This window comes from Candidatus Polarisedimenticolaceae bacterium, assembly GCA_036275915.1.
Lineage (GTDB): Bacteria > Acidobacteriota > Polarisedimenticolia > Polarisedimenticolales > DASRJG01 > DASRJG01.
The window spans coordinates 87,484-112,629 of the sequence record DASUCV010000001.1 but is presented as its reverse complement, the minus strand read 5'-3'; the positions used below and the strand labels follow the sequence as shown (position 1 = coordinate 112,629).

Here is a 25,146-nt window from a genome sequence, read left to right as displayed (position 1 = left end):
GTTCCGGCCGGGAAGGGAACAACCGCGCGGAAATCGCGGTCATTTCCGCTGGTAGACCTGCTCCACGAACCGGTCGTCGAACGTCGTAGCGCTCGTCAGGGACACCTGGACGAGGGGGAAGATCCGCTTGGCGAGCAGGTCGACCTCGGCGATGTGGTACCAGGGGTGCCCGAGCGACCAGCCCCTCGGGCGGAACATCTTGTCGGCGATCCCCTGGCCAAGGGCGGTGGGCACGGCCTCGCCGAGCAAGGGAACGACCTTCGGCGGGGTCTCGTCGAGCTTCCGCGCGACCTCGAGCAGGTGCTTCTGGCGGTCGTCGGGGATGAGCCCCCAGAAGAAGTGCGACGTCTCGTGGACGATGACGCTGGCCTCGTCGGAGAGCGTGTCGCCCTCCCGGATCTCGAGGAGAAGGACCGTCCCGATCGCCTCGGCGTGCGTCCCGCCGCCGGGCGGGACCGGGACGAGGGCCAGGCGGGGCGGCAGCGCCGACTTCGGATCGACGTCGTAGAAGGCGGCGATGCGCTGGAGCAGCTCCTCGAGGCGGGGGATCGAGCGGTCGCCGCGTGCGCGCTCGAGGAACGCCTTCGGGATCGCGCCGTCGTTCCAGATCCGCGCGTACTTCGGGGCGAAATGCGACAGGGCGCCAGCGAGGCCGTCATAGGACGCCTGGGTGAGCTGTCCCCGCACCTGGGCGAGAGCGTCGTCGACCGTCGGCGCCATGCAGAAGACGCCGAGGAGCTTCGAGAACTTCACCGGAGGGCCGCCCTGCTCCGCCGCGGTCTCCTGCCGGCGGAGATTCTCCGCTCGCGCCGAGACGAACGCCTCGAGCGCCGCCTGGTCCTCGAGCGTGAACGCCCCGTAGAGATCGACGTACTGCTGCCGGTGCACGGGGATCGTCTTGCCGTTGCTCGTGCCGGCGAGCGAGTCGATCCAGTGGTAGAGCGCGCCCGGGTACGACGCCGCCGCCTGCATCGCGAAGGGGTGCGTGAGAAAAGGGGACGAAACAGAGGGGACAGAGGGGACAGCTTCCGAAACTCGAGTCGCGGGCGCGCAGCCGAGCGAGGCCGCGACGATCAGGACGAGCGCGAGCTCAGCGCTTGAACAGGTTCTCGAACTGCGACTTGGGATCATTCGACGTCCCGGAGGTTCCGGTTCGCTTTCCCGTGGCGTCCAGGACCAGGCGGGCTTCGAAGAACGTGCACGTGTTCGCCTTCGACTTCTCGGTGACCGGCGCGGTGATCGCCGCCCGGCACTCCCAGCGGGCGCCGGTGTCGAAATGCCGGCACGCCCGGCAGGCGTGAAGGCTCGCGGCGCAGTGCGGGCATCGTGATTCGGTCCCGACGGCGCCCGAGGCCGGAACGTCGCGCCCGCAGTTCGGACAGCGGAGCACCTCGTTCGCCTCGCGGGCGACCGCGTGGCGGAGCGAGCGTTGCTGCGCGCGCTCTTCGGGGGTCAGGGGGCGCGGCGCCGGCGTTCGAGGACGGTCGCGGTCCTCACGCGAAGACTCCTGGTAGCCCTTGTGGCCGTACTTCCGTTCCATGGGATTGCCTCTTACGGGGCCGGCGAGCCCGGGACGGGGAGTCCGGCTCCGGCGGCAACGTCATCCTACGGCGGTCGGGCTCTCGCGGCAACTCCCCTCGGGAAAAGTACAATGCGCGCCTTCTGACGAGGGGCCGATGATCCACGTGGTCGGGTTGGTCAAGAGCTACGGAGCCCTCCGGGCGGTCGACGGGGTCTCGTTCGACGTCGCCAAGGGGGAGCTGTACGGTCTCCTGGGGCCGAACGGCGCCGGGAAGACGACGACGATGTCGATGCTCTCGGGGCTGCTCGAGCCCGACGAGGGTCGCATCCTCTGCGATGGGGTCGACCTCGCGACCCACCCGCTCAAGGTCAAGGCGCAGCTCGGCGTCGTTCCGCAGGAGCCGGCTCTCTACGAGAACCTCAGCGCACGCGAGAACCTCACGTTCTGGGGCGGGCTCTACGGGCTCTCCGGCGCGGACCTTCAGCGCGCGGTCGACCGCGCCCTCGATCTCGTCGGCCTGAGGGAGCGCGCCAAGGACCCGGTGAAACAGTACTCGGGGGGAATGAAGCGGCGCGTCAACCTGGCCCTCGGGCTGGTCCACGGTCCGCGCGCGGTGCTCATGGACGAGCCGACGGTCGGCATCGATCCGCAGGCACGCCTCAACATTCTCGAGGCCGTGAAGCAGGTTGCCGCCGCCGGCACCACGGTCATCTACACGACGCACTACCTCGACGAGGTCGAGACGCTCTGCGACCGCATCGCGATCATGGACCACGGGAAGATCCTCGCCGAGGGCACCCTGGACCAGCTCAAGAGCCGCGTGGGCGGGCGCGACGTCGTCACGGTCCGCGGGACGTTCGACGTCGCCGCCGTCATGCCGAGGCTCGACGCGATCGAGGGAGTCTCGGTGACCTCCTCGGAGGCGGGGAAGCTCGTCCTCACCGTCGACGGCTCGGGCCGGGGCGCGGTCGACCTCCTGGGGCGCGTCCTCGCCGAGGGGCTCCCGATCGAGGGAATCTCGATCCAGCCCCCGAGCCTCAACACCCTCTTCCTGAACCTGACCGGTCGCGAGCTGCGCGACTGATGGCGCTCCTCGCCCGCCTCATCGCGAAAGATCTCAAGCGCAAGACGAGGGCCCCGCTCGGCTTCATGGCGGCGCTCGCCTTCCCGCTCGTCTTCTCCGGATTGATCGCGCTCGCCTTCGGCCGCGGCGACGAGGTCCCCAAGGTTCGCATGCTCGTCGACAACGAAGACGGCGCCTTCCTCGGCAACGCGCTCGCCTCGGCGTTCACGTCGCAGCAGGCGGCGAAATACTTCGACGGCAAGACGGTCGGCGCCGCCGAGGGGAAGAAGCTCATGGAGGCGGGGAAGGCGTCGGCCTTTCTCACGATTCCGGCCAACTTCACGAAGGACGTCCTGGACGGACGGCCCGTCACCCTGAGCCTCCTCAGGAATCCGGCCGAGGGGATCCTCCCGGAGATCGCGACTCAGGTCACCGGCACGCTCGCGGACCTCCTCGACGGTGCGCGCCGCGTGCTCGACAAGCCGCTCGGGCAGCTCCGCCCCTTGATTCGAGGCGACGCGAGCCCCGCCGACACCGACGTCGTCCAGGTGACGCTCGCGGTGAAGCGTGCGCTCGATTCGTCCGGCGCGCTCCTCTTCCCGCCCGCGATCACTCTCGACAGCGAGCTCTTCAATGGCGGAACGCAAGTGAAGGCGCCCGCCGAGACGAAGAAGAACGGCGACGCTCCTTCGCTCATCTTCCTCACGGTGCTCCCCGGCGTGGCGGTCTACGGCCTGTTCCTCGTCGCCGATCAAGGGATGCGCGACGTCATGACCGAGCGAACGCTCGGCACGCTGAGGCGCCAGCTCGCGGGCCCCGTGCGCCCCGAAACGATCATCCTGGGGAAGGCCGTCTATACCGCCGTCCTGGCCTCGGTCGCGATCACGATCTTGGCGCTCGTCGGTCTCACCGTCCTGAGCGTTCCGGTCAGCTTCGCGGGTTTCGTCGCCCTCTCGGCGGCGCTCGTCATCGCGGTCACCGGCACGACGTCGATCATCTACGGGCTCGCGAAGACGGAGCGGCAGGCTTCCACCTTCGGCAACATGATCTTCCTCGTCATGGGGTTCCTCGGCGGAGGATTCCTCCAAGTGGAGGCGCTGCCGCCGTCGGTGCGCGCCATCGCGCCGTTCACGCCGCTCTACTGGGGGACGAAGGGGTACCGCGAGCTCTTGGAGCACCACGCCTCACTCGCGGGGGTCGCGCAGCCGGTCCTCGTCCTCACAGCGATGGGGGTCGTCTTCCTCGCCGCGGGCGCGTTCGCGCTCAGGCGTATCGCCCGGCACGGTGCCGCGGCATGAGCCCGATCCTCCGCCTCGCCGCGAACGACGTACGCCTGACGGCACGCGACCGCGCGGCCTTCTTTTGGCTCCTCATCCTCCCGATCTTCCTGATCTGGATCTTCGCGAGGGTGGGCGGCGGCGGGGGAGCGAACGACGTCTCGCTCGCCGTGATCGACCGCGACGGCGGATGGCTCGCCTCGGCGTTTCTCGAGGAGCTCGCCGGCCCCAAGGTTGCGCTGAAGGTCTACCGCGGCGACCAGGCCGACGCGCCGGAGGCGAAGAGCGCGGCGCGGTGGTTGACGCTCCCTCAAGGGTTCACCGTGAACGCCCTCGCCGGCAAGCAGCAGAAACTCAAGATCGAAACGACGGAGAACGCCGCCGCCGACTACTCGCGCGCCGCGGAGGTCGTCGTGACGCGCGCGATCGTGCGCACGCTCGCCCGCGCGGCGGAGATCCGCGGCGGCGCGCTCCCGGAGAACACCGCCACGTACGACGCGCTCAAGGCGCGGCCTCCCATCGTCGCCGTCGAGACCGCCGAGGCCGGCACCGGCGTCGCGGTCCACGGCCTCGCGCAGAGCGTGCCGGGGAACATGACCTTCACCGTCATGATGATGACGCTCATCTACGGGGCGGTCTATCTCACGATCGAGAAGCGGGAGGGCGTGCTCCGGCGGCAGATGACGCTGCCGCTCCGCCGCTCGACGATCTTCGCCGGCAAGGTCCTCGGGCGCTGGATCATCGCGATGGCGCAGATCGCGATCCTCGTCGCGGCCGGCCGCTTTCTGTTCCGGCTCGACTTCGGGCACTCGCCGCTCTCGCTCTGGGCCGTGCTCTTTGCCTACGCCTTCGCCGTCGCGGGCATCGCGACGTTCCTCGGCGCGATCCTCGCGAACCCGGAGCAAGCCTCGACGGTCGGATGGCTCGCCGCCACGGTCATGGGGGCGCTCGGCGGCTGCTGGTGGCCCGCCGAGATCATGCCGTCATGGCTCCGCACCGCCGCGCACATCTTTCCGACGGCGTGGGCGATGGACGGGCTCCACGCCGTCATCAGCTTCGGGCGAGGGCTCGATGCGGTGCTCGTGCCGGTGGCAGTACTCGCGGGTTTCGGAGTGGTCTTCAGCTTGCTCGCTGCGCGGAAGCTGAGTGGGTTAACAGTCAACAGTTAACAGTCGACGGGACTGTCAACTGTGAACCCGGCTCAGTCGAGCTCGCGAAACACCGCTTCGACGCGCTCGAACGCCCAGTCGAGCTCCTCGCGCGTGACGTTGAGCGGCGGCGCGAAGCGGATCGTGTGGACGTGCGTCTCCTTGCAGAGGAGCTGCTTGTCGCGAAGGGCCTCGCAGAAGCGGCGCGCGCCGCCGGCGTCCGGCTTCAGCTCGAGGCCGATCCACAGGCCCTTGCCGCGCACTTCCTTGATGTGCTTGCTCTTCAGTCCGCGGAGCTTCTCGAGGAAGTAGGCGCCTTCGCGCGCCGAGTTCTCGATCATCCCCTCGTCGACGAGGACCTTGAGCGCTTCGCGCGCGACCGCCGCGGCGAGCGGGTTGCCGCCGAAGGTCGAGCCGTGATCCCCCGGCTTGTAGACGAGCATGATCGGATCGTCCGCGAGGATCGCCGAGACCGGGTAGAAGCCACCGGAGAGCGCCTTGCCGACGATGACGATGTCCGGGCGCACGCCTTCGTGCTGAAAGCAGAAGGCCTTCCCGGTGCGGCCGAGACCCGCCTGGATCTCGTCGCAGATGAAGAGCGCGTTGTTCTTCTTGCAGAGTGCCTCGATGCCGCGCAGGTAGCCCTCGGGCGGGAGGTGGATCCCGCTCTCGCCCTGGATCGGCTCGACGAGGATCGCGGCGACGTTCGGGTTGATGGCCTTCTCGATCGCCTCGAGGTCGCCGTAGGGGAGCATCGTGAAGCCGGGGGTGAGCGGGCCGAAGTTCTCCTTGTACTGCTGCTCCTCGGAGAAGCTGATGATCGTCGTCGTGCGGCCGTGGAAGTTGCCGGTGAAGACGAGGATCTCCGCCTTGTCCTTGGGAATCCCCTTGACCGTGTAGCCCCACTTCCGCGCGAGCTTGATCGCCGTCTCGACCGCCTCGGCGCCGGAGTTCATCGGCAGCATCTTGCGGTAGCCCGACAGCTCCGACATCTCCTTGTAGAGGAGGCCGAGCTGGTCGCTGCGGAAGGCGCGCGACGTGAGCGTGACGCGGTCCGCCTGCTCGATCATCGCCCGGCGGATGCGCGGGTGCGCGTGGCCCTGGTTCACCGCCGAGTACGCGGCGAGGAAGTCGAGGTACTTGACCCCTTCGACGTCCCACACCCAGCAGCCGGACGCCTTGTGCACCACGACGTCGAGCGGGTGGTAATTGTGGGCGCCGTAGTCGTCTTCGAGCTTGATCAGGTCGGCCGCGCTGAGCTTAAGGGTCTGCATCGTGTCCTCCGCGGGGATGGTCGGCCAAGATAGCACGCGGGCGTTGACCGCTCCCGCACCAATCGGAATAATCCGGTCCGCATGAGCACACCATCGTCCGGCGCGACTCCTGTCGGACGGAAGCAGCGCATCCTCCTCCGCATCGAGCGATTCAGCCGCGAGCGCTGGGGCCTCGTCTTCGCCGCGAGCATCGCGCTCTTCGTCGTGTCGTCCTGGCTCGCCACGCGCATCAAGCTCGAGTCGGACGTCCTGAATCTCATCCCGCACGGCGACCGCCAGGTCGACACGTTTCGCGAGGCGCTCCACGAGTTCGGCTCGATCGACTACCTGATCGCGCTCTTCGAGGCCGCGCCGGACGAGGGGCCCGACGAGCTGGAAGACTTCGCCGACGCCTTCGCCGAGAAGATGCGCGCGCGGACCGATCTCGTCGAGACGGTCGAGTACCGCTTCCAGCCCGATGCCGCGTTCATGGATCTGTTCACCGAGAACGCGCTCCTCTTCCTGCCGCCCGAGCAGCTCCCCAAGATCGCGGAAAAGCTCACCGACGGCGCGATCCAGACGCAGATCCGCGAGAACAAGAGCGCGCTCGCCTCGCCGACGGCGACGCTCGCCGGCGGGCTCATCCTCAAGGACCCGCTGGGGCTGATGCCGCTCTTCGTCGACCGCCTGCTCGCGCATAAGGGGGCGCTCAAGGTCGATCTCTCGGACGGCTACTACCTCTCGAAAGACAACCGCACGCTGATCATGCTGATCAAGCCGGTCCATCCGTCGCAGGACCTGGCGTACTCACGCAAGCTGATCGACGCGGTCCGCGAAGACTCCGAGAGGGTCCGCACCGATCTCCGCGCCGACAGCGCCGGCGGCGCCGCCACGGAGATCCGCCTCGGCGGCAACCCGGCGGTCCTCACGGAAGAAGCCGGGCTCTTGAAGCGCACCGTCGTGACGAACGGCATCGTCTCGTTCTTCGCCGTGACGTTTCTGTACTGGGTCTGCTACCGGAGGTTCGCGGCGCTCCTGTATTCGTCGATCCCGCTCATGGTCGGTCAGGCGGCGACGTTCGCCGTCGCCGCGGTCGCCCTGGGGAGCTTGAACTCCGCATCCGCCTCGCTTCCCGCGCTGCTCATGGGCCTCGGCACCGACTTCACGATCCTCATGTACGCGCGCTACGTCGAGGAGCGCCAGGCGGGCGCGTCGCTCGCCGTCGCGACCGAGAAAATGGTGGGAGAGACCGGGCTCGGCGTCTTCACCGGCGCGATCACCTCCGCCGGCACGTTCTACGCCATGTGCGTCGGCAGCTTCCGCGGCCTGTGGGACCTCGGCTTCCTCATCGGCACCGGCATCCTCATCTGCGCGGTCGCGATCGTCTTCATGCTCCCGGCAATGATCGCGTGGAACGACGGCGTGCGCCGGCGGCGCGAAGGGAAGATCCAGCGCTTGCACCTGCAGTCGCTCGGCCTCGAGCATCTCATCACCTTCTCGGTGCGGCACCGCGCGCTGGCAATCGGCGGCATCGTGATCGCGACGATCGTCGCCGGAGTCCTCGCGCTCAACCTCGGCTTCGAGGAGAGCATCAACGCGCTCCGGAGCAACGACGCCCCCTCGTTCAAGGTCCAGCAGGAGATCGCCGACAAGTTCGGCGCCTCGCTCTCCTACATGATGGCGATCGCGGAAGGCTCGACATTCGACGAGGCCGTCCACCGCGCGCAGGCGATCGAAGAGCGCGTGAAGCCGTTCCAGGCGAACGGGATCGTCGCCTCGAAGGAGTCGATCCTCGACTACCTGCCGCTCCCCGCGAGGCAAGCGCAGGTCATCGACGCCGTCAAGAAAGACACGACCGGCGCCTTCGACGTCGCGCGCATCCGCGGAACCGTCACGCAAGCGCTCGAGGAGAACGGCTTCCGGACCGAAGCGTTCCAGAGCTACCTCGACCGTATGGCCACCTTCCTCTCGCCGAAGCGGCCGATCACCCTCGAAGACCTCTACGGCAAGGGACTCGGGCGCGTCGTCGACCGGTTCGTCCACCAGAGCGAAGGTCGCGTGCGCATCGTCACCTATCTCTACAGCGCCGACCCGCGCTTCCGGCGGAACCCGCCGCCGGGGCTCGTCGAGGCGCTCCAGGAAGGCGATCCCGGCATCGTCGTCACCGGGACCAACGTCGTCGGACGGCAGCTCCGCCGCATCTTCCTTCGCGACTCGCGTGTCGCGGTCGTCCTCGGGCTCGTCCTCGTCGCCGTGCTCCTGTGGATCGACTTCCGCAGTGTCAAGCTGTCGGCGATCGCGCTGGCGCAGCTCGTGTCGGGCGTCATCCTCATGCTGGGCGTCATGAAGATCTTCAAGATGGACATCAACTACGCCAACGCCTTCGTCGCCACGATGATCATGGGGGTCGGCATCGACTATTCGATCCACCTCGTCCATCGCCTTCAGGCGAACGGCGGCGTCGTCGACGAAGGCGTGCTCGAGACCGGCAAGGGGGTCGCGATGGCGGCCGCGACGAACGTCGCCGGTTTCGGCACGCTCTGCTTCGGCCACTACCCCGCGATGATGAGCGTCGGAATCGTGGCGCTCATCGGCTCGTTGACGTGCCTCGTCACCGCGCTCATGCTCGTGCCGCCGCTCATGGCGGACAAGATTGACGACCGCAAGGAGCCTTCATGATCTGGCCGCTGCCGCTCATCGCGATCATCCTCGGCATCGTCGAGGGGATCACCGAGTTCCTACCGATCTCCTCGACCGGCCACCTGCTGCTCACGAACCACCTCCTCGGCTTCGAAGGCGACCGGGCGGAGGCGTTCGCGATCTTCATCCAGCTCGGCGCCATCCTCGCGATCGTCGTCGAGTACCGGAAGCGCCTGATCAGCGACGTGGCCCGAAAACCCGGCTTCGCCGTCAACCTCGGCGTCGCGTTCCTTCCTGCCGCGGTCATCGGGCTCCTCACGCACCACTGGATCAAGGAGCACCTCTTCGGGCCCAAGACGGTCGCCGCGGCCCTCATCGTCGGCGCGATCGCGATCGCGCTCGTCGAGCGGTTCCGGCCGACTGCCGTCGTCGCGCGCGCCGAAGAAGCCGGCGTGGGGCGCTCGTTCCTCATCGGGGTCGCGCAGTGCTTCTCGCTCTGGCCCGGCTTCTCGCGTTCCGCGGCGACGATCCTGGGCGGCTTGCTCTGCGGCCTCGAGCGGCAGGCCGCCACCGAGTTCTCGTTCTTCCTCGCGATCCCCACGATGGGCGCTGCGACCGTGTGGGACCTCTATAAGAACCGTCAGGCGCTCGACTCGCACGACTTCGTATGGCTCTTCGTCTCCACCGCCATCGCGTTCCTCGTCGCGTGGGCGGCGATCCGCTGGTTCCTGCGGTTCGTCTCGCGCCACTCGCTCACGCCGTTCGCCTGGTACCGGATCGCGCTCGGCCTGCTCGTCCTCGCGCTCGTGCGCTAGCGGGCAAAAAACGCCGTAGGATGAGCGCGTGAAGCGCCCTTCCCTCGGCGACATGCCGCCCGACGAGTTCCGCGACGCCGCCCACAAGGTCGCCGACCTCGCGGCGGACTATCTCGACCGTCTCGAGGACTACCCGGTCCTACCGCGCACCACGCCAGGGGAGACGCGCGCACAGATCTCATTGTCGCCACCGCGCGAGTCGGAGCCGATGGAGAAGATCCTCGACGACTACCGCACCATCGTCGAGCCCAACATCACGCACTGGCAGCATCCCGGCTTCATGGCCTACTTTCCCAGCGTCGCCTCCGGACCGGGCATCCTTGGCGAATGGCTCGCCGCGACGTTGAACTCGAACGTCATGCTCTGGCGCAACGCGCCGTCGTCGACGGAGGTCGAAGAGGTCGTCATCTCGTGGCTTCGCCAGATGCTCGGCCTGCCCGACACCTTCGACGGCATGCTCACCGACACCGCGTCGATCTCGTCGCTGCTGTCGATCGTCGCCGCGCGCCACGCCGTACCCGGATTGAACGCGAGAGACGAAGGCCTCGCCGGCCGTCCCGGCATCGGCAGGCTGCGGATGTATCTTTCGGGCGAAGCGCATTCATCGATCGACAAGGCCGCGATGGTCGCCGGCATCGGCAAGGCCGGCATGCGCCGCATCCCCGTCGACAAGGAATACGCAATGCAGCCCGACGCGCTCGCGAAGGCGATCGCGGAAGATCGCGCCAACGGCTGGACGCCATTCTGCTGCGTCGCCACGCTCGGCACGACGAGCTCAACGGCCATCGACCCCTGCGACGCGATCGCGGTGATCTGCAAGAAGGAACAACTCTGGCTCCACGTCGACGCCGCCTACGCCGGCATCGCCGCGATCGACCCCGAGTCGCGCCCCCTCTTCGCCGGCTGGGAGCACGCCGACTCGATCGTCGTCAACCCGCACAAGTGGATGTTCACGCCGTTCGACGCGTCGCTCCTCCTCTGGCGCGATCGCGAAGGCTTCCGCGACGCCTTCTCACTGGTGCCCGAGTACTTGCGCACCCCCGACGCCGGCGCCGTCCACAACTTCAACGAGTACGGCATCCAGCTCGGCCGCCGCTTTCGTGCATTGAAACTGTGGATGCAGATCCGCTGGTTCGGCGTCGACGGCATCGCCGCGCGCTTGCGCGAGCACATGCGCCTCGCTCGCCAGCTCAAGACGTGGGTCGAGGCCGATCCCGACTGGGAGGTTGTGGCGCCCGTCCCATTCGCGACCCTTTGCATCCGCCACAAGAGCGACGACGCGAAGAATCAGGCGATCATCGACGCCGTCAATGCCTCGGGCGACATCTTCCTTTCGCACACGAAGCTCGACGGCCGCTTCGTGATCCGCGTCTCGATCGGGAACCCGCGACAGACCGAGGCGCATGTGGCGAAGTGTTGGGAGTTGTTGAGAGAGGCGGGGCGAGCTAGTGGAGGGTAGATTCCCATCGGCATGAGCGGACGATTGCTTCGGCTTCCGTAATCTCATCCACGCAAGCGGGGTTGTGAAGTCCTTCCGCGGACCACCGATAGACCCCAAGCAAGAGATCCGCTCCTCTGAGTGTGTACCAGGCTCGGCCTTGTCCGTCCTTGCCAACAGGAGCACTCCCGAATTCTTCCAAGCGATCGCCTCGCATCGCGAGTTCGCCCACCGTGTCTTCCGCAAGCCATCGCCGGATGCACGATTCGCACTGGGTCGCTGAAACACCGTCGCCAAATTCACGTCGAAACGCTGTGCTGAGTTGGAGTGTGCCGCCGCGCGAGTTCCGTATGCCGAACACTAGGTTTTGGAACTCATGAAAGCGCCATGAGCTCGGTGCTGACAATCGAAGCCCGGCGATTACAAAGGAGGTCACCTGGCTCCTCGTGACCCCGTCCCTACTTCTTTCTCAGAACGGCGATCATCTCTTTGGGCACATCCACCAGATCATTGAACTCGCCGGCCCCTCTCAGCCACTCCCCGCCATCAATCGTCACGACGTCGCCCGTCATCCAGGCGGACGCGTCGCTCACGAGAAACGCGGCAAGCTCGGCGAGCTCATCGGGCGTCCCGAAGCGGCCGGCGGGGATGCGCTTCAACCGCGCTTGCTCCAACTCTTCCGTCGGAAGGAGACGCGAGAAAGCACCTTGGGTGGGAATCGGGCCGGGGGAGATCGCGTTTAATCGGATGTTGTAGCGCGCCCATTCAACGGCGAGGGAGCGCGTGAGAGCGACGACGCCGGCTTTGGCGCACGCACTGGGGAGCACGAACCCGGAGCCGGTCTCGGCATAGGTCGTTGCGATCGAGAGGACGCTGCCGGGCTTCTTCGCTTCGATCCACTTCTTGCCGATCGCTTGCGTGCAGTGAAACGTTCCGTGCAGGACGATGCGTACGACGGCGTCGAAGCCGTTCGGCGTGAGGTCTTCCGACGGGCAGAGGAAGTTGCCGGCGGCGTTGTTGACGAGGATGTCGGGAAGCGTAAGCGCCTTCTCGATGAGATCGAGCGCGGCGTCGACCTGGGCGGCGTCGCGGACATCGCAGGTCGCGAACGCGGCGCGGCGTCCGACGGCCTCGATCTCCTTTGCTGTCGATTCGAGCGGCTCGCGACGCCGGCCGCACAGCGCGATGTCGGCCCCCAGCGATGCGAAGCGGAGGGCCATGGCGCGGCCGAGGCCGGTGCCGCCGCCGGTGATCCACGCGGTCCTGCCGCGGAGGAGGTCCGCGCGCAGGGCCGGCTGGAACGCGCTCACTTCGAGGTGGAAGTTGCTGGGGTCGAGGTGCCGGGGAAGAATCTCGCGAGCCACGCGGCGAGCGCGGCCCACCCGAAGATGACGACGCCGAAGAAGGCGCCCGCCGTCAGATAGGCCGTGTGCGTGCCGGCGCGCACGAGGTCGGTCATGGAGCCGGCGGGGACGGTCTTGTCGAAGATCGCGAAGAACTTCTGACCGGCCATGACGCCGATCACAACGCTGCCAATGAGGTTCAAGACCAGCCCGATCATCTTCTTCGACATCGCGCCCCTCCCGGGTCCGTCGATCGATCTACCAGTTGGCCAGCTCGCGCAATGCGGCCGTCACGTCGTCTTGCGACGGCAGGATAGCCGCCTCGAGGCTGGGCGCATAGGGCGGGAAGCAATCCTTCGCGGCGCAGCGGCGCACGGGGGCGTCGAGCGCGTCGAAACACTTCTCGGCGATACGCGCCGCGACCTCACCGCCGAAGCCGTTGTTGAGCGGGGCTTCGTGGACGACGATCGCCTTACCGGTCTTCTTGACCGACGAGAAGATCATCTCCTCGTCGAGCGGGACGAGCGTGCGGAGATCGATGACCTCGACGGAGAAGCCGTCCTTCGCGAGCTCCGCGGCGGCGCGCTGGCATCGGATGACGCCGCTGCCCCAGGTGATCGCGGTCATGTCGGTGCCGGGGGTGACGATGGCGGCCTTGCCGAAGGGGATCAGGTAGTCGGCGTCGGGCTCGGGCGACTTCGTGAAGACCTGGCGGTAGAGCCCCTTGTGCTCGAAGAAGATCACCGGGTCGTCGATGCGGCACGCGGTCTTCATGAGGCCCTTCGCGTCGCGCGCGTTCGACGGGTAGACGATGTACCAGCCCGGCGTTTGGAGGTAGAGCGACTCCGGGCACTGCGAGTGGAACGGGCCGCCGCGGATGTAGCCGCCGGTCGCCATGCGGATGACCATCGGGCACGACCACACGCCGCCGGAGCGCCAGCGGAGAGTCGGGATCTCGTTCCGGATCTGCATGAAGGCGGGGAAGGAGTAGTCGGAGAACTGCATCTCGATGACCGGCTTGAAGCCGCCGGCCGCCATGCCGCAGGCGACGCCGGCGATCGTGGCTTCCGCGAGCGGGGCGTTCTCGACCTGCTTGGGGAAGGCGTCGGTGAGGCCGCGTGTCACGCCGAAGACGCCGCCCTTGGGGTCGGCGATATCCTCGCCCCACATGACGATCTTCGGGTTGCGCTGCATCTCTTCCTTGAGCGCGTGGTTCAAGGCGTCGACCATCGTGATCGGCGCTTCGGAGATCGGCTTGGGCTCGCGCTCGGCGGTAACCGGCTGCGTGCCGGAGAAGATGTGGAGCGCGGCGGTCGAAGGGTCGGGGTTCGGCGCCGCGTCGGCTTCGTCGCCCGCGGCGTTGACCTTCGTCTTGATCTGATCCCGCATCTCCTTGAGGCCGGCGTCGTCGATGAGGCCCCACGAGACGACGCGGCCCGAGGTGTGGGCGATCGGGTCCTTCCTGCGCACTTCTTCGAGCTCTTCTTCAGTTCGATACTTCGCCTGATCGTCGGACGACGAGTGCGAGTCGATGCGAACGACGTGCGCCTCGACGAGGAGCGGGCCGCCGCCGTGGCGCATCTCTTCGATCAGGGGCTTCAGCGTCTTGTACATCTCGGTGAACTGCGTGCCGTCGACTTCCACCGAGCGGACCTTGAAGCCCTTGGCGATCGTGTGGATCTCGGAGCCGGTCTGCACCGACTGCGGGACGCTGATCGCATAGCCGTTGTTCTGCACGAGGAAGAGGACCGGGAGCTGATCGCGGCCGGCGTAGTTCAGGGCCTCGAAGAACTCTCCCTCCGACGTCGCGCCCTCGCCCGAGGAGACGTAGACGATGTCGTCCTTGCCCTCGGCCTTGACCGCCTTTGCCATCCCGGCCGCCTGGAGGTACTGCGTGCCGGTGCACGCCGTCGGCGAGACGACGCGCAGCTCGCGCGACGAGAAGTGCTCGCTCATGTTCCGGCCGCCGCCACAGGGGTCGTCGGCCTTGGAGAGCATGTGGAGGAAGATGTCCTTCGCCGACATCCCGAGGCCGACCATGAGCGCCTTCTCGCGGTAGTACGGGAAGAACCAGTCGCGCCCCGGGCGGAGGAGCAGCGACATCGCGATCTGCAGTTTCTCGTGGCCGCGGGTCGACGCATGGAACGAGACCTTGCCGGCGCGCACGAAGGTCTTGAGGCGCTCTTCGATGGCGTCGACGGTGAGCATCTTGTGGAGGAGGTCGAGATAAATGGCCTTGCCGAGCTCCGGACCTGCTTTCGTCGCGGTGCCCGTCGCGGCGCTACCAGCTTTGCGCGACATGCATCTCCCTTCGAGAAAAACGCCGCCGCTTGAAAGCTGCGGTCGGCCGGCCCATCTTGGCCCATCTGGGCTGGAGTTTCCAGGGGCCAGAGGGGACAGCTTCCGAAACTCAGCGGGAGAGTTTCGGAAGCTGTCCCCTCTTTGATAGCGTTGCGCCCGACGGAGGTCTCGATGGGGGAAGCGGCCACCAAGCCGATCGTGCTCGTCGCCATGGGCGGGCACGCGTTCATGCAGAAGGGTGAGAAGGGGACGATCGAGGAGCACGAGCGGAACGCGGAGGAGATCGCGCGCCTGCTCATGACCCTCGTCGAGAAGGAGTACCACCTCGTCATCTCGCACGGGAACGGCCCGCAGGTGGGGGCCCTTCTCCTTCAACAAGAGTCGGCGGACGGTGAGATTCCGCAGATGCCGCTCGACGTGCTCGTCGCGATGACCGAGGGCAGCCTCGGCTACATCCTCCAGCAGAACCTCCTGAACCAGCTCCGGAAGAAGGACGTGCGGCGGTACGTGGTCACCGTGGTCACTCAGGTGCTCGTCGACGGCGCCGATCCGGCGTTCGCCAAGCCCACGAAGCCGATCGGACCGTTCCTCTCGAAGGAAGAGGCCGAGCGCCGCCGCGACAAGCTCGGGTGGAGCGTGAAGGAGGATGCGGGTCGCGGGTGGCGCCGTCTCGTGCCGTCGCCGCACCCGCTGCGCGTCGTCCAGCGTCACATGATTCGGGACGCGGTGCGGGCGGGCCACATCGTCGTCGCGTGCGGCGGCGGCGGGATCCCGATCAAGAAGGACGCGAGCGACCAGTACGTCGGCGTCGAAGCTGTGATCGACAAGGACCTGACGTCGAGCGTGCTCGCCTCCGACATCGGGGCGGCGCTGTTCATCATCCTGACCGCCGTGCCGCAGGTGTACCTCGACTTCGGCACGCCGAAGCAGCGCGCGCTGGGCGCCGTCACGCTCGACGAGATCGAGTCGCTGATGGCCGAGGGGCACTTTCCGCCCGGGAGCATGGGACCGAAGATCGAGGCCGTGATCAATTTCCTGAAGGCGGGCGGCCGCCGCGCGCTGATCACGAACCCTGAGAGCCTGCCGCTCGCGATCGAGGGACGCGCCGGCACCCACGTCGTGGGGCGCATCTGAGCGCGAGACGACTCATCGGCGCCGCCTGTCTCGCGGCGGCTGGCCTGGGCTCCGTACATGCGACCGAGCCGATGCGGATCGAGGTCGATCTGACGACGATCCCGAGGCGCATCGTGCACGCCGACCTGAAGATCCCCGCGGCGCCCGGACCGCTGACGCTCTACTACCCGAAGTGGATGCCGGGCGATCACGGTCCCACCGGGCCGATCGACAACCTCGCGGGCATCTTCTTCCGTGCGGGCGGGAAGGACCTCGCGTGGACGCGCGGGCCCGAGGACATGTACGTCTTCAAGGTCGTCGTGCCGGAAGGCGCCGGCGAGGTCGACGTCGCGCTCGACTACCTGATGCCGCCGGAGCCCGAGGGAAATCCCGAGGGCGCCTCGGCCTCGGAGAAGCTGGCGATCTTCAACTGGAGCCACGTGCTGCTCATGCCGTCCCCGCGCGGCGACGACGTCATGGTCGAGGCCGACCTGAAGGCGCCCGAAGGCTGGACGGTCATGCCGGTGCTCGAGAAGAAGCCGGTCTCGCTGACGACGCTCATCGACTCGCCGGTTCTCGCGGGGAAATTCACGAAGACGATCGCGCTCGACCCACACGTGTTCGTCGATCTCGCCGCCGACGCACCCGCCGATCTCGCGATGCCCGAAACGATGATCACGGCCCTCAAGAAGCTCGTGCGCGAGACCGATGCCGTCTTCGCGCCGCGGCCGTTCAAGGATTACCACTTCTTGGTCGCGCTCTCGTCCCAGGTCTCGCGCTTCTCCGTCGAGCATCAAGCGTCGAGCGACAACCGGTTTCGCGAGCGGACGCTGATCGACGACGACATGCGCCGCGTCGCCGCGGACACGCTCTCCCACGAGTACGTCCACGCGTGGAACGGCAAGTACCGCCGGCCGGCGGGCCTGAGGCCCGGCGACTTCGAGACCCCGATCGATTCGTCCCTGCTCTGGGTGTACGAGGGTTTGTCGCAGTACTACGGCTGGGTGCTCGCCGCGCGGAGCGGAGAGCTCAAGAAGGACGAGGCGCTCGACACCCTCGCGGTCACCGCCGCCGAGCAGGAGACGCGCGCCGGCCGGCGCTGGCGCGATCTCGTGGACACCGGGAGGTCGGCGCAGCTCCTCTACTACAGTCCCGACGCGTGGACCTCGTGGCGCCGCGCCACCGATTTCTACGACGAGGGAGCGCTGCTCTGGCTCGACGTCGACGTCGCGATCCGCAAGCTGACGAAGGGGACGAGGACGCTCGACGATTTCTGCCGGCGGTTCTTCGCAGGCGCCGTGCCGATGCCGCCGGTGAAGACGTACGAGATCGGCGACGTCATCGTCGCGCTGAACGCGGTGGCGCTGAACGATTGGGCGGCGTTCCTCGACGCGCGCGTTCACGCCCACGGCGAGCACGCGCCGCTCGGCGGCGTCGAGGGTGCCGGATGGACGCTCGCCTGGGCCGAGAAGCCGTCGCCTCTCATGGAGGCGACCGCTACGGTCTCCGAGGTCGTCGACCTCCGTTACTCGATCGGTCTCGTCGTCGAGACGAGCGGGACCATCGCCGACGTGATTCCCGATTCGCCGGCGTGGAAGGCAGGACTCGCCCCGGGCATGAAGATCGTGGCCGTGGACGAGCGGCGTTTCACGAAGGAAGGAATCGACGACGCGGTGCGCGCCGGGAAAGACGCTGCTGCGACGATCGCGTTCCTCGTCGAGAACGCCGACTATTTCCGAACGATCCGCGTCGAGACGCGCGGCGGCGCCCGATTCCCGGTCCTTTCGCGCGCAAAAGGTTCCGACCTGCTCGAGGCGATCCTGGCGCCGCGGGCGCGAACGCCGTAAGAATGAAACGACAGGATCAAAGGAGGTAACGCCCGATTTCAGACCTTCACGGTAACGTTCTCGGTCTTTCCCCCGCCGACAAGCACCGCCTCGAGCGCCTCTATCGCAGGCGGATCGATCCGCACGACATCCTCACGCACGATCTCGCCCGCGAGCTCGCCGAGGCCACGCACGCCGTCGGGCGGCGCGTCGGGGTGCTCGTCGATCGCGGCGGCCGCATCGAGCGCGTCGCCATCGGCGACGCGCGCCGCGTCGACGTTCCGCGCGAGCCGTCGGCGCCCTCGGGGCGCGACCGCTTCTGCACCCTCCGGTGGATCGCGACGAAGCGCGAAGACGAGCCGCTCACACCGACCGATCTCTCGCCGCTCGCGCTGCACCGGCTCGACGCGATGGCGGTCGTCGCCGTCGAGGAGGACGGGACGCCCGGGCCGGTGCGCATCGCGCACCTTCTTCCCGCCGAGGAGCGGGAGCGTAGCCGCGCCGCCAAGGAGCCCCCGCGCCGGCCGGACCTGATCGTCCCGCGAGGGCTCGCTCGCCCCGCGCGCGAGCGTCACGTCGAAGACGTCGTCGCCGACGGCGAGCGTTACCGGCTGCTGCCGCCGCGCCCCGCGAGCCTGATCGACGAGGACTTCCTCGATCTCATCGGCGCGCTCGAAGAAGAGTTCGAGCGCACGCGCAAGCGCACGCGCGTCTCCGGCAAGGCCGGGCGCGCGATCCTCGTCCACGTCACGACCGGCAGCCGCATCGCCGGCGAAGAGTCGATCGACGAGCTCGAAGAGCTCGCGACCTCCGCCGGCCTCGGCGTCGTCGAGCGGATCGTGCAGCGGCGCCACCATTTCGACCCGCGCACGCTCATGGGCTCCGGGCGCCTCGACGATCTCATCATCCGCGCGTCGCGCCTGCAGGCCGACTACATCATCGTCGACCAGGACCTGACGCCGGCGCAGGCCCGCGCGATCGCCGAGTCGACTGCGATCAAGGTGATCGACCGCTCCCAGCTCATCCTCGACATCTTCGCCCGAAGAGCGCGCACGCATGAAGGGAAGATCCAGGTCGAGCTGGCGCAGCTCAAGTACCTGCTGCCGCGCCTGATGAGCCGCGGCGACTCCGGCCTTTCACGACTCGAAGGCGGCATCGGCGGCCGCGGCCCCGGCGAGCAGAAGCTCGAGGTCGACCGCCGCCGCGTCCGCGACCGCATCAAGTCGCTCGAGAAGATGCTCCAGGCCGAGCGCACGCGCCGCGAGCAACGTCGAGCGCGTCGCCGCGAGCGCGACGTCCCCGTCGTGTCGCTCGTCGGCTACACCAACGCCGGGAAGAGCACCCTCCTGAACGTGCTCACCAAGAGCGAGGTCTTCGTCGAGCAGCGGATGTTCGCGACCCTCGATCCGTCGTCGAGGCGCCTTCGTCTGCCGCGCGAGCGCGAGATCGTCATCAACGACACCGTCGGGTTCATCCGTGACCTCCCCAAGGACCTGCTCGCCGCCTTCCGCGCGACCTTGGAGGAGATCAGCGACTCCGACCTCCTCGTCCACCTGGTCGACATGTCCCACCCGCGCCACGAAGCGCAGATCAAGGCGGTCACCTCGATCCTGGAAGAGCTCGGGCACCGCGACATGCGCCGCCTCCTCGTCTTCAACAAGGCCGACGCCGTCGATCCGCAGCTCGTGCTCCACATTCTCGAGAATTACCCTGGAGCGATGGCCATCTCCGCGTTCAAGCGGGAGGGGATCCAGGCGCTTCTCAGGAAGGTCGACGACCTGCTCGCGGAGGATCGGGCCGCTTCGAGGCTGAATACTCAATTGGCCTAGCTCGGCTTAGTTGCAAGGTGGCAAATCCGCCGTACAATCCTCAGCCTAGGTAGGCCAAGAGGGTTAAGGCGGACCATGACAATCCCCGGACTCACGATCGAGCTCGAAGGCGCTCTCCCGGTCTACCGGCAGATCGCCGATGGGATCCGTTTCGCCCTCGCGGCAGGGCGCCTCACCGCCGGCCAGCAGCTCCCTCCGACCCGCGATCTCGCGAAGCAGCTCGGCGTGAATCGGAACACGGTCATCGCGGCGTACGAGCTGCTCGTGGAGACCGGCGTCGCGACGGGGCAGACCGGGCGGGGGACGTTCCTCGTCGGCACGCGCGAGCCGCGGTCGATGGTGGCCGACGCTTCGTTCGGCGCGTTCTCGCGTGCGGTCGAAGGGTCGAAGGTCGGGAGCCTCCTCACGATCTACCGGGTCGCGACATCGCACGAGGGGATCTCGCTCGCCGGCGGATACCCCGCCGCCGACCTCATGCCGATCGACGCGTTCACACGCTCGATGAAGCGCACGCTCGAGCGGCGCGGCTCCGAGGTGCTGTCGTACGGGCCGACCGCGGGCTACGGTCCGCTCCGCGAGACGATCGCGGCGGAGATGACCCGTCGGGGCGCGCCGGTCGAGCCGTCGTCGGTTCTCATCACGAACGGCTCGCAGCAGGCGGTCGAGCTGGCGCTCCGCACGTTCGTCGATCCAGGCGATCCGGTGGTCGTCGAGGACCCGACGTACACCGGCGCGATCAGCGTGCTGTCCGCGCTGGGCGCGCGCCCGGTCGGCGTTCCGCTCGACGACGAGGGGATCCGGCCCGATCTCCTGGCGCTCGCGCTCGAGCGGCACCGCCCTCGGGTGATCTACCTGCAACCGACCTTCCACAACCCGACCGCGCGGGTCATGGGAGAAGAACGCCGCCGTCGGGTCCTCGAGATCGCGCTCCGCCACCGGTGCTTCATCGTCGAGGACGATTGGGCCGGCGACCTGCGGTTCGAGGGTAAGGACCTCCCGACCCTTCACGCGCTCGACGGAGGACGCCACGTGCTCTACGTGAGCACCTTCTCGAAGAAGCTCCTGCCGGGCCTGCGCGTCGGCTGGGTCGCGGCGCCGGATCCGGTGAGCGACCGGCTGATCGCGCTCAAGCAGATCGAGGACTGCGGGACGAGCCCGCTCGTCCAGGCGGCGCTCCACGAGTTCATCGAGGAGGGCGGGCAGGAGGAGCATCTCGCCCGCGTGCGCACCGCGTACCGGTCGCGCAGCCTCGCGATGGATGAGGCGATGCGCGTTCATTTCCCGCCGGGTGCGCGTTGGATGCGCCCCGCCGGCGGGCTCTTCCTCTGGGTGACCTTGCCGGAGGCGGTCGACGGCGACGAGCTGTTCGTCGCGGCCCGCGAGCGCGACGTGCTCGTCGGGCGCGGCTCGCTCTTCCATGTCGCCGGAACGGGCAAGAACACGCTGAGGCTGACCTTCTCCTCGGCGACGGAAGACCAGATTCGCGCCGGGATCCGGGTGCTCGGCGATCTCCTGCGTGACCGCTGGCCGAAGGATCGTGCGGGCACGCGCGAGCGAGCGTTCGAGGCGGTACCGATTCTCTGATCGTGGGTGGACGGAGGCGAGGACGATGGCAAAGACGGAAACGGGAACGACGAGGCTCAAGACCGGCCTCGCGGAGATGCTCAAGGGCGGCGTCATCATGGACGTCACGAACGACGAGCAGGCGCGGATCGCGCAAGATGCCGGCGCGTGCGCGGTCATGGCGCTCGAGCGCGTGCCGGCCGACATCCGGCGGGACGGCGGCGTCGCGCGCATGTCGGACCCCGCGATGATCGAGAAGATCATGAAGGCGGTGACGATCCCGGTCATGGCCAAGTGCCGGATCGGGCACTTCGCCGAGGCGCAGGTGCTCGAGGCGCTCGGGGTCGACTACATCGACGAGAGCGAGGTCTTGACCCCCGCCGATGAGGAGTTTCACGTCGACAAGTTCGCGTTCAAGGTGCCGTTCGTCTGCGGCTGCCGGAACCTCGGCGAGGCGCTTCGCCGGATCGGCGAGGGCGCCGCGATGATCCGGACGAAGGGCGAGGCGGGCACCGGGAACATCGTCGAGGCGGTGCGGCACATGCGCTCGGTTCAGTCCGGGATCAAGCGCCTGACGATGCTCGGCCCAGAGGAGATGATGACCGAGGCGAAGAATCTCGGTGCCCCGGTCGACCTGGTCCGCATGGTCGCCGCGGACGGCAAGCTGCCGGTGCCGAACTTCGCCGCGGGCGGGATCGCGACGCCGGCCGACGCGGCGCTCATGATGCAGCTCGGCGCCGAGGCGGTGTTCGTCGGCTCCGGCATCTTCAAGTCGGCCGATCCGGCGGTCCGCGCGAAGGCGATCGTCCGCGCGACCACGCATCACCGCGACCCCAAGACGGTCGCCGAAGTCTCGCGCGGGCTCGGCGACGCGATGCACGGCATCGAGACGGCGAAGCTCCCCGAAGGCGAGCTGATGCAGACCCGGGGATGGTGAGACGCATGACGAAGGTCGGAGTCCTGGCGCTCCAGGGCGGCTTCGCGGCGCACATTCGCCGCCTTCGATCGCTCGAGGTCGAGCCGGTCGAGGTACGCCGCGTGCGGGAGCTGTCGGGCCTGGCCGGTCTCGTCATTCCGGGGGGCGAGAGCACGACGCTCCTCAACCTCATGGCCGACGAGCCGTGGTTCGACGCCCTCGGGGAGTTCCACGAAGAGGGCGGCACGCTCCTCGGCACGTGCGCCGGCGCGATCCTCCTCTCGCGAGAGGTCGTGCCGGAGCAGGAGAGCCTCGGACTCTTGGACGCGCGCATCGAGCGGAACGCGTTCGGGCGGCAGGTCGACTCGTTCGAGACGACGCTCGACGCGCCGGCGGCGCTCGGCGGCTCTCTCGACGCCGTGTTCATCCGGGCGCCGCGCTTCCGCGCGCTCGGCCCGACGGTCATTCCGCTCGTCTCGCACCGAGGCGAGCCGGTTCTCGTTCAGCAGGGACGCGTGCTCGCGCTCACGTTCCATCCGGAGCTCACGCGTCATGGCTCGGTCCACGCGTACTTCGTCGCCATGACGAAGCGCGAGACGAAGGCAGAAGCCGGGGGTCTCGTTCCGGCCGGGAGGATTTCGTGAAGATCTACGTCGACGGCACGCTCTATGGCAAGGAAGACGCCAAGGTCTCGGTGTTCGATCACGGCTTTCTTTACGGCGACGGCGTGTTCGAAGGGATCCGCGCGTACGACGGCAACGTCTTCCGCTTGAAGGAGCACATCGACCGCTTGTACCGCTCGGCGCACACGATTGCGCTCGAGATCCCCCTGACGCCGGAGCAGATGACGCAGGCGGTGCTCGACACCGTCGCGGCCAACGACAAGCGAGATGCCTACATCCGCCTGGTCGTTTCCCGAGGCCCGGGCGACCTCGGGATCGAGCCGGCGAACTGCGAGCACGCGACCGTCGTCATCATCGTCGCCGACATCAAGCTCTACCCGAAGGAGCTGTACGAGACCGGCGCCAACATCGTCACCTCTTCGGTCCGCCGGATCCCGATCCAGTGCCTCGACCCGCGGATCAAGTCGCTCAACTACCTGAACAACATCATGGCGAAGCTCGACGCGCGCCGCGCGGGGGCGCTCGAGGCGGTCATGCTCAACCACCAGGGCCGCGTCGCCGAGTGCACGGCGGACAACCTGTTCTTCGTGGCGGACGGCGGACTCAAGACCCCCGACCTGATGAACGGCGCCCTGCCGGGCATCACGCGCGCGACGGTGCTCGAGATCGGCGTCGCGCTCGGAATGCCGACGGAAGAGGGGAACTACGGCCTGCACGACCTCTACAACGCGGACGAGGTTTTCCTCACCGGAACCGGGGCCGAGATCATGCCGGTCATCTCCGTCGACGGGCGCAAGGTCGGCACCGGCAAGCCGGGGGCCGTCACGAAGAAGCTCCTCGAGGAGTTCCGCAAGCGGCGGACGAAGGACGGGATCGCAGTCCCGTACGCGGGGGCGGTCGCGAAGAGCTGATCAGTGCAGGCCGGGGACACCGTTCAGCCCCGGCACGTGGAGCTTCTCGCCGATCTCGCCGATGCGGTTCAGATCGATCTCGCCGGCCAGATTGGCGAAGACGATCTCCTTGTCGTCGGTGTCGAAGATGAGGGCGACGAGTCCGTCGATCTTCTCGCCGGTCGTATGGGTCAGCACCGAGACCGTCGACGACTCGTCCTTGATTCTCGCGATGCGCTGCCAGCCCGCGGCCGCGAGCTTCTCGTCGGTCTTCTTCACGAGCGCGAGCGCCTCGGAGGCCGGTCCCTTCACGGTGCCGATCACCGCGTGGATCGCCTTGAGCTTCGAGAAGAGGTCCTTCGAGCCCGGATCGTCGCCGTCCTTGCTGTTGGCCATGGCCTGGAGGATCGCGCCCTCGAGGTTGACCTCCACGACCTCTGCGTTTTCGTCGATGAGCGCACGGAAGGCGTTGACGTCGACGTACCCCGCGGACGACGAGGCGGGCGACTCGGCGTGCGCGAAGGACGCTGCGGCGAGAACGGCGGCGACGGAAAGAGCGCGGAGCGAGGTCATGACGATCTCCTGGAGTTACGGACGGCGGGTGACACCTTGTCCTCGATGACGTGCCGGGCGGTCGCGTCGCGCGTCGCGGCGAGCGCCCGGGCGGTATAGCCGAGGACGAGCTGGGCCTGGGCTTGGGCCTTGGCTACCTCGGCCCGGGACGGCCCGCGATCGGGGGAGTTGACGAGGTAGAGCGTGCCTGCGCCGAGGATCGTCACCGCGACCGCGGCGGCAGCGGCGCGGACGAGCGAGGTGCGGGAGCGCGGTGCGCGCACCGTCCGATGCCACACCGCGTCCAGAGCGGCCGGCGGCAGAGGGACGCGAGGAAGCTCGCGCAGATCGAGCTGCAGGTGTTCGAGATCCTCCAGGAGCTCGGCGCACGCGTTGCAGACCTTGAGATGGTCGACGAGCTCGCCCTGGAGCGGCGCGGGAGTGTCGGCATCGAGCGCTTCGTGGATCAGGTCGCGTGCACGATCGCAGCTCATGGCGTTACCTCGGCGCGCACGAGGGCGGTGCGCAGCTTCTCGCGCGTCCGGTGAAGGGTCGCTTTCAGGGTTCCCAAGTTCAATCCCAGAGTCGAGGCGATCTCCTCGTAGGGCAGTCCCTCGACCTCCCGGAGGAGGACGACCGCGCGATCGCGCTCGGAGAGCTCGAGGAGCGCCGCTTCGAGGCGACGCGCCGCTTCCCCGGATTGCGCGACGCGCAGCGGATCCGGCCGTCCGTCGACGGGCTCCGGCGAGGTGTCGTTCTGGCTGACCTCGACGTGCTTGCCCTTCCGGCGCATGCGGTCGACGCACAGGTTGTGCGCGGCGCGGAGGAGCCAGTTCCGGCAGCCGGGCCCAGGGTCGACGCGCTCGCGATGGCGCCACAGGCGGACGAGGCACTCCTGCGCCACGTCCGAGGCATCTTCGGCGTCCCGCAGGAGGTAACGGGCGTAGCTGTGCACGCGATCCTTGTGCTCCAAAACGGCGGCCTGGAATTCGGTCGTGGTCATCGTCCAAGCCTAGGAACGCCGGCGGCCGCCG

23 protein-coding genes are annotated in these 25,146 nt (G+C 68.0%); 13 read left to right on the top strand and 10 right to left on the bottom strand.

Going from position 1 to position 25,146, the window contains the following annotated elements:
- Positions 1–39 precede the first annotated feature (39 nt).
- Both VFV19_00510 and VFV19_00505 read right to left on the bottom strand, forming a co-directional pair.
- Positions 40–972, bottom strand: a complete 933-nt coding sequence (locus tag VFV19_00510) for a hypothetical protein (protein ID HEX4822773.1) — start codon at positions 970–972, stop codon at positions 40–42.
- A 118-nt stretch (positions 973–1,090) separates the two neighbouring features.
- Positions 1,091–1,540 (bottom strand): hypothetical protein, encoded by a 450-nt coding sequence (locus tag VFV19_00505; GenBank protein ID HEX4822772.1) that lies wholly within the window; start codon positions 1,538–1,540, stop codon positions 1,091–1,093.
- 136 nt (positions 1,541–1,676) lie between these two features.
- Here VFV19_00505 and VFV19_00500 point away from each other — a divergent pair, with 136 nt between their 5' ends.
- The 3 genes from VFV19_00500 to VFV19_00490 are packed head-to-tail and all read left to right on the top strand — an operon-like array spanning position 1,677 to position 5,031.
- Entirely contained in the window at positions 1,677–2,606 is a 930-nt protein-coding gene (locus VFV19_00500) for an ABC transporter ATP-binding protein (protein ID HEX4822771.1), read from the top strand.
- Positions 2,606–3,883 carry an ABC transporter permease gene (locus VFV19_00495; protein HEX4822770.1) on the top strand — a complete coding sequence of 426 codons (1,278 nt, stop codon included), beginning with the start codon at positions 2,606–2,608 and terminating at the stop codon, positions 3,881–3,883. Before VFV19_00500 ends, VFV19_00495 begins: the two co-directional genes overlap by 1 nt.
- Positions 3,880–5,031, top strand: a complete 1,152-nt coding sequence (locus VFV19_00490) for an ABC transporter permease (protein HEX4822769.1) — start codon at positions 3,880–3,882, stop codon at positions 5,029–5,031. The genes VFV19_00495 and VFV19_00490 overlap by 4 nt, the downstream gene beginning before the upstream one ends.
- A gap of 32 nt (positions 5,032–5,063) precedes the next feature.
- On the opposite strand, the gene rocD is transcribed toward VFV19_00490, so the two are convergent.
- Positions 5,064–6,284 carry an ornithine--oxo-acid transaminase gene (gene rocD, locus VFV19_00485; GenBank protein HEX4822768.1) on the bottom strand — a complete coding sequence of 407 codons (1,221 nt, stop codon included), beginning with the start codon at positions 6,282–6,284 and terminating at the stop codon, positions 5,064–5,066.
- Positions 6,285–6,365: 81 nt separating this feature from the next.
- On the opposite strand from rocD, the gene VFV19_00480 reads away from it, so the two are divergent.
- The 3 genes from VFV19_00480 to VFV19_00470 are packed head-to-tail and all read left to right on the top strand — an operon-like array spanning position 6,366 to position 11,177.
- Positions 6,366–8,942, top strand: coding sequence for an MMPL family transporter (locus tag VFV19_00480; GenBank protein ID HEX4822767.1), 2,577 nt, complete (start codon positions 6,366–6,368; stop codon positions 8,940–8,942).
- On the top strand, positions 8,939–9,718 hold the full coding sequence (locus tag VFV19_00475) for an undecaprenyl-diphosphate phosphatase (GenBank protein ID HEX4822766.1): 780 nt from the start codon (positions 8,939–8,941) through the stop codon (positions 9,716–9,718). Before VFV19_00480 ends, VFV19_00475 begins: the two co-directional genes overlap by 4 nt.
- A 28-nt stretch (positions 9,719–9,746) precedes the next feature.
- Positions 9,747–11,177, top strand: coding sequence for a pyridoxal-dependent decarboxylase (locus VFV19_00470; GenBank protein HEX4822765.1), 1,431 nt, complete (start codon positions 9,747–9,749; stop codon positions 11,175–11,177).
- A 437-nt stretch (positions 11,178–11,614) separates the two neighbouring features.
- Here VFV19_00470 and VFV19_00465 read toward each other — a convergent pair whose 3' ends face one another.
- The 3 genes from VFV19_00465 to VFV19_00455 are packed head-to-tail and all read right to left on the bottom strand — an operon-like array spanning position 11,615 to position 14,800.
- A complete protein-coding gene (locus tag VFV19_00465; GenBank protein ID HEX4822764.1) occupies positions 11,615–12,466 on the bottom strand; it encodes an SDR family oxidoreductase in 852 nt (283 codons plus the stop codon).
- Entirely contained in the window at positions 12,463–12,729 is a 267-nt protein-coding gene (locus VFV19_00460) for a hypothetical protein (protein HEX4822763.1), read from the bottom strand. Before VFV19_00460 ends, VFV19_00465 begins: the two co-directional genes overlap by 4 nt.
- Before the next feature lie 28 nt (positions 12,730–12,757).
- Complete coding sequence (locus tag VFV19_00455) at positions 12,758–14,800, bottom strand: thiamine pyrophosphate-dependent enzyme (GenBank protein HEX4822762.1); 2,043 nt, start codon at positions 14,798–14,800, stop codon at positions 12,758–12,760.
- 171 nt (positions 14,801–14,971) lie between these two features.
- Between VFV19_00455 and arcC the strand changes: the two genes are divergently transcribed.
- Positions 14,972–15,934 carry a carbamate kinase gene (gene arcC / locus VFV19_00450; protein ID HEX4822761.1) on the top strand — a complete coding sequence of 321 codons (963 nt, stop codon included), beginning with the start codon at positions 14,972–14,974 and terminating at the stop codon, positions 15,932–15,934.
- Positions 15,935–16,005: 71 nt separating this feature from the next.
- Positions 16,006–17,760, top strand: a complete 1,755-nt coding sequence (locus VFV19_00445) for a hypothetical protein (GenBank protein HEX4822760.1) — start codon at positions 16,006–16,008, stop codon at positions 17,758–17,760.
- A gap of 38 nt (positions 17,761–17,798) precedes the next feature.
- On the opposite strand, the gene VFV19_00440 is transcribed toward VFV19_00445, so the two are convergent.
- Positions 17,799–17,933, bottom strand: coding sequence for a hypothetical protein (locus tag VFV19_00440; GenBank protein HEX4822759.1), 135 nt, complete (start codon positions 17,931–17,933; stop codon positions 17,799–17,801).
- 21 nt (positions 17,934–17,954) lie between these two features.
- Here VFV19_00440 and hflX point away from each other — a divergent pair, with 21 nt between their 5' ends.
- The 5 genes from hflX to ilvE all read left to right on the top strand — a co-directional run bounded on the left by hflX (position 17,955) and on the right by ilvE (position 23,581).
- On the top strand, positions 17,955–19,568 hold the full coding sequence (hflX, locus tag VFV19_00435) for a GTPase HflX (protein ID HEX4822758.1): 1,614 nt from the start codon (positions 17,955–17,957) through the stop codon (positions 19,566–19,568).
- A gap of 75 nt (positions 19,569–19,643) precedes the next feature.
- A complete protein-coding gene (locus VFV19_00430) occupies positions 19,644–21,152 on the top strand; it encodes a PLP-dependent aminotransferase family protein (protein HEX4822757.1) in 1,509 nt (502 codons plus the stop codon).
- 25 nt (positions 21,153–21,177) lie between these two features.
- Positions 21,178–22,068: a pyridoxal 5'-phosphate synthase lyase subunit PdxS gene (pdxS, locus tag VFV19_00425; protein HEX4822756.1), complete on the top strand. Its 891-nt coding sequence runs from the start codon at positions 21,178–21,180 to the stop codon at positions 22,066–22,068.
- 5 nt (positions 22,069–22,073) lie between these two features.
- The gene (gene pdxT / locus VFV19_00420; protein ID HEX4822755.1) at positions 22,074–22,691 is read left to right on the top strand and encodes a pyridoxal 5'-phosphate synthase glutaminase subunit PdxT; all 618 of its coding nucleotides are present in this window, start codon (positions 22,074–22,076) and stop codon (positions 22,689–22,691) included.
- Positions 22,688–23,581 (top strand): branched-chain-amino-acid transaminase, encoded by an 894-nt coding sequence (gene ilvE, locus VFV19_00415; GenBank protein HEX4822754.1) that lies wholly within the window; start codon positions 22,688–22,690, stop codon positions 23,579–23,581. Before pdxT ends, ilvE begins: the two co-directional genes overlap by 4 nt.
- Here the strand turns inward: ilvE and VFV19_00410 are convergent, their stop codons facing one another.
- From VFV19_00410 to VFV19_00400, 3 genes are read right to left on the bottom strand one after another with little or no spacing between them, the layout of a single operon-like run.
- Complete coding sequence (locus VFV19_00410; protein HEX4822753.1) at positions 23,582–24,133, bottom strand: DUF4252 domain-containing protein; 552 nt, start codon at positions 24,131–24,133, stop codon at positions 23,582–23,584. It lies immediately after the preceding gene.
- On the bottom strand, positions 24,130–24,606 hold the full coding sequence (locus VFV19_00405) for a hypothetical protein (GenBank protein HEX4822752.1): 477 nt from the start codon (positions 24,604–24,606) through the stop codon (positions 24,130–24,132). The genes VFV19_00410 and VFV19_00405 overlap by 4 nt, the downstream gene beginning before the upstream one ends.
- On the bottom strand, positions 24,603–25,115 hold the full coding sequence (locus VFV19_00400) for an RNA polymerase sigma factor (GenBank protein HEX4822751.1): 513 nt from the start codon (positions 25,113–25,115) through the stop codon (positions 24,603–24,605). Before VFV19_00400 ends, VFV19_00405 begins: the two co-directional genes overlap by 4 nt.
- Between the last annotated feature and the right edge of the window lie 31 nt (positions 25,116–25,146).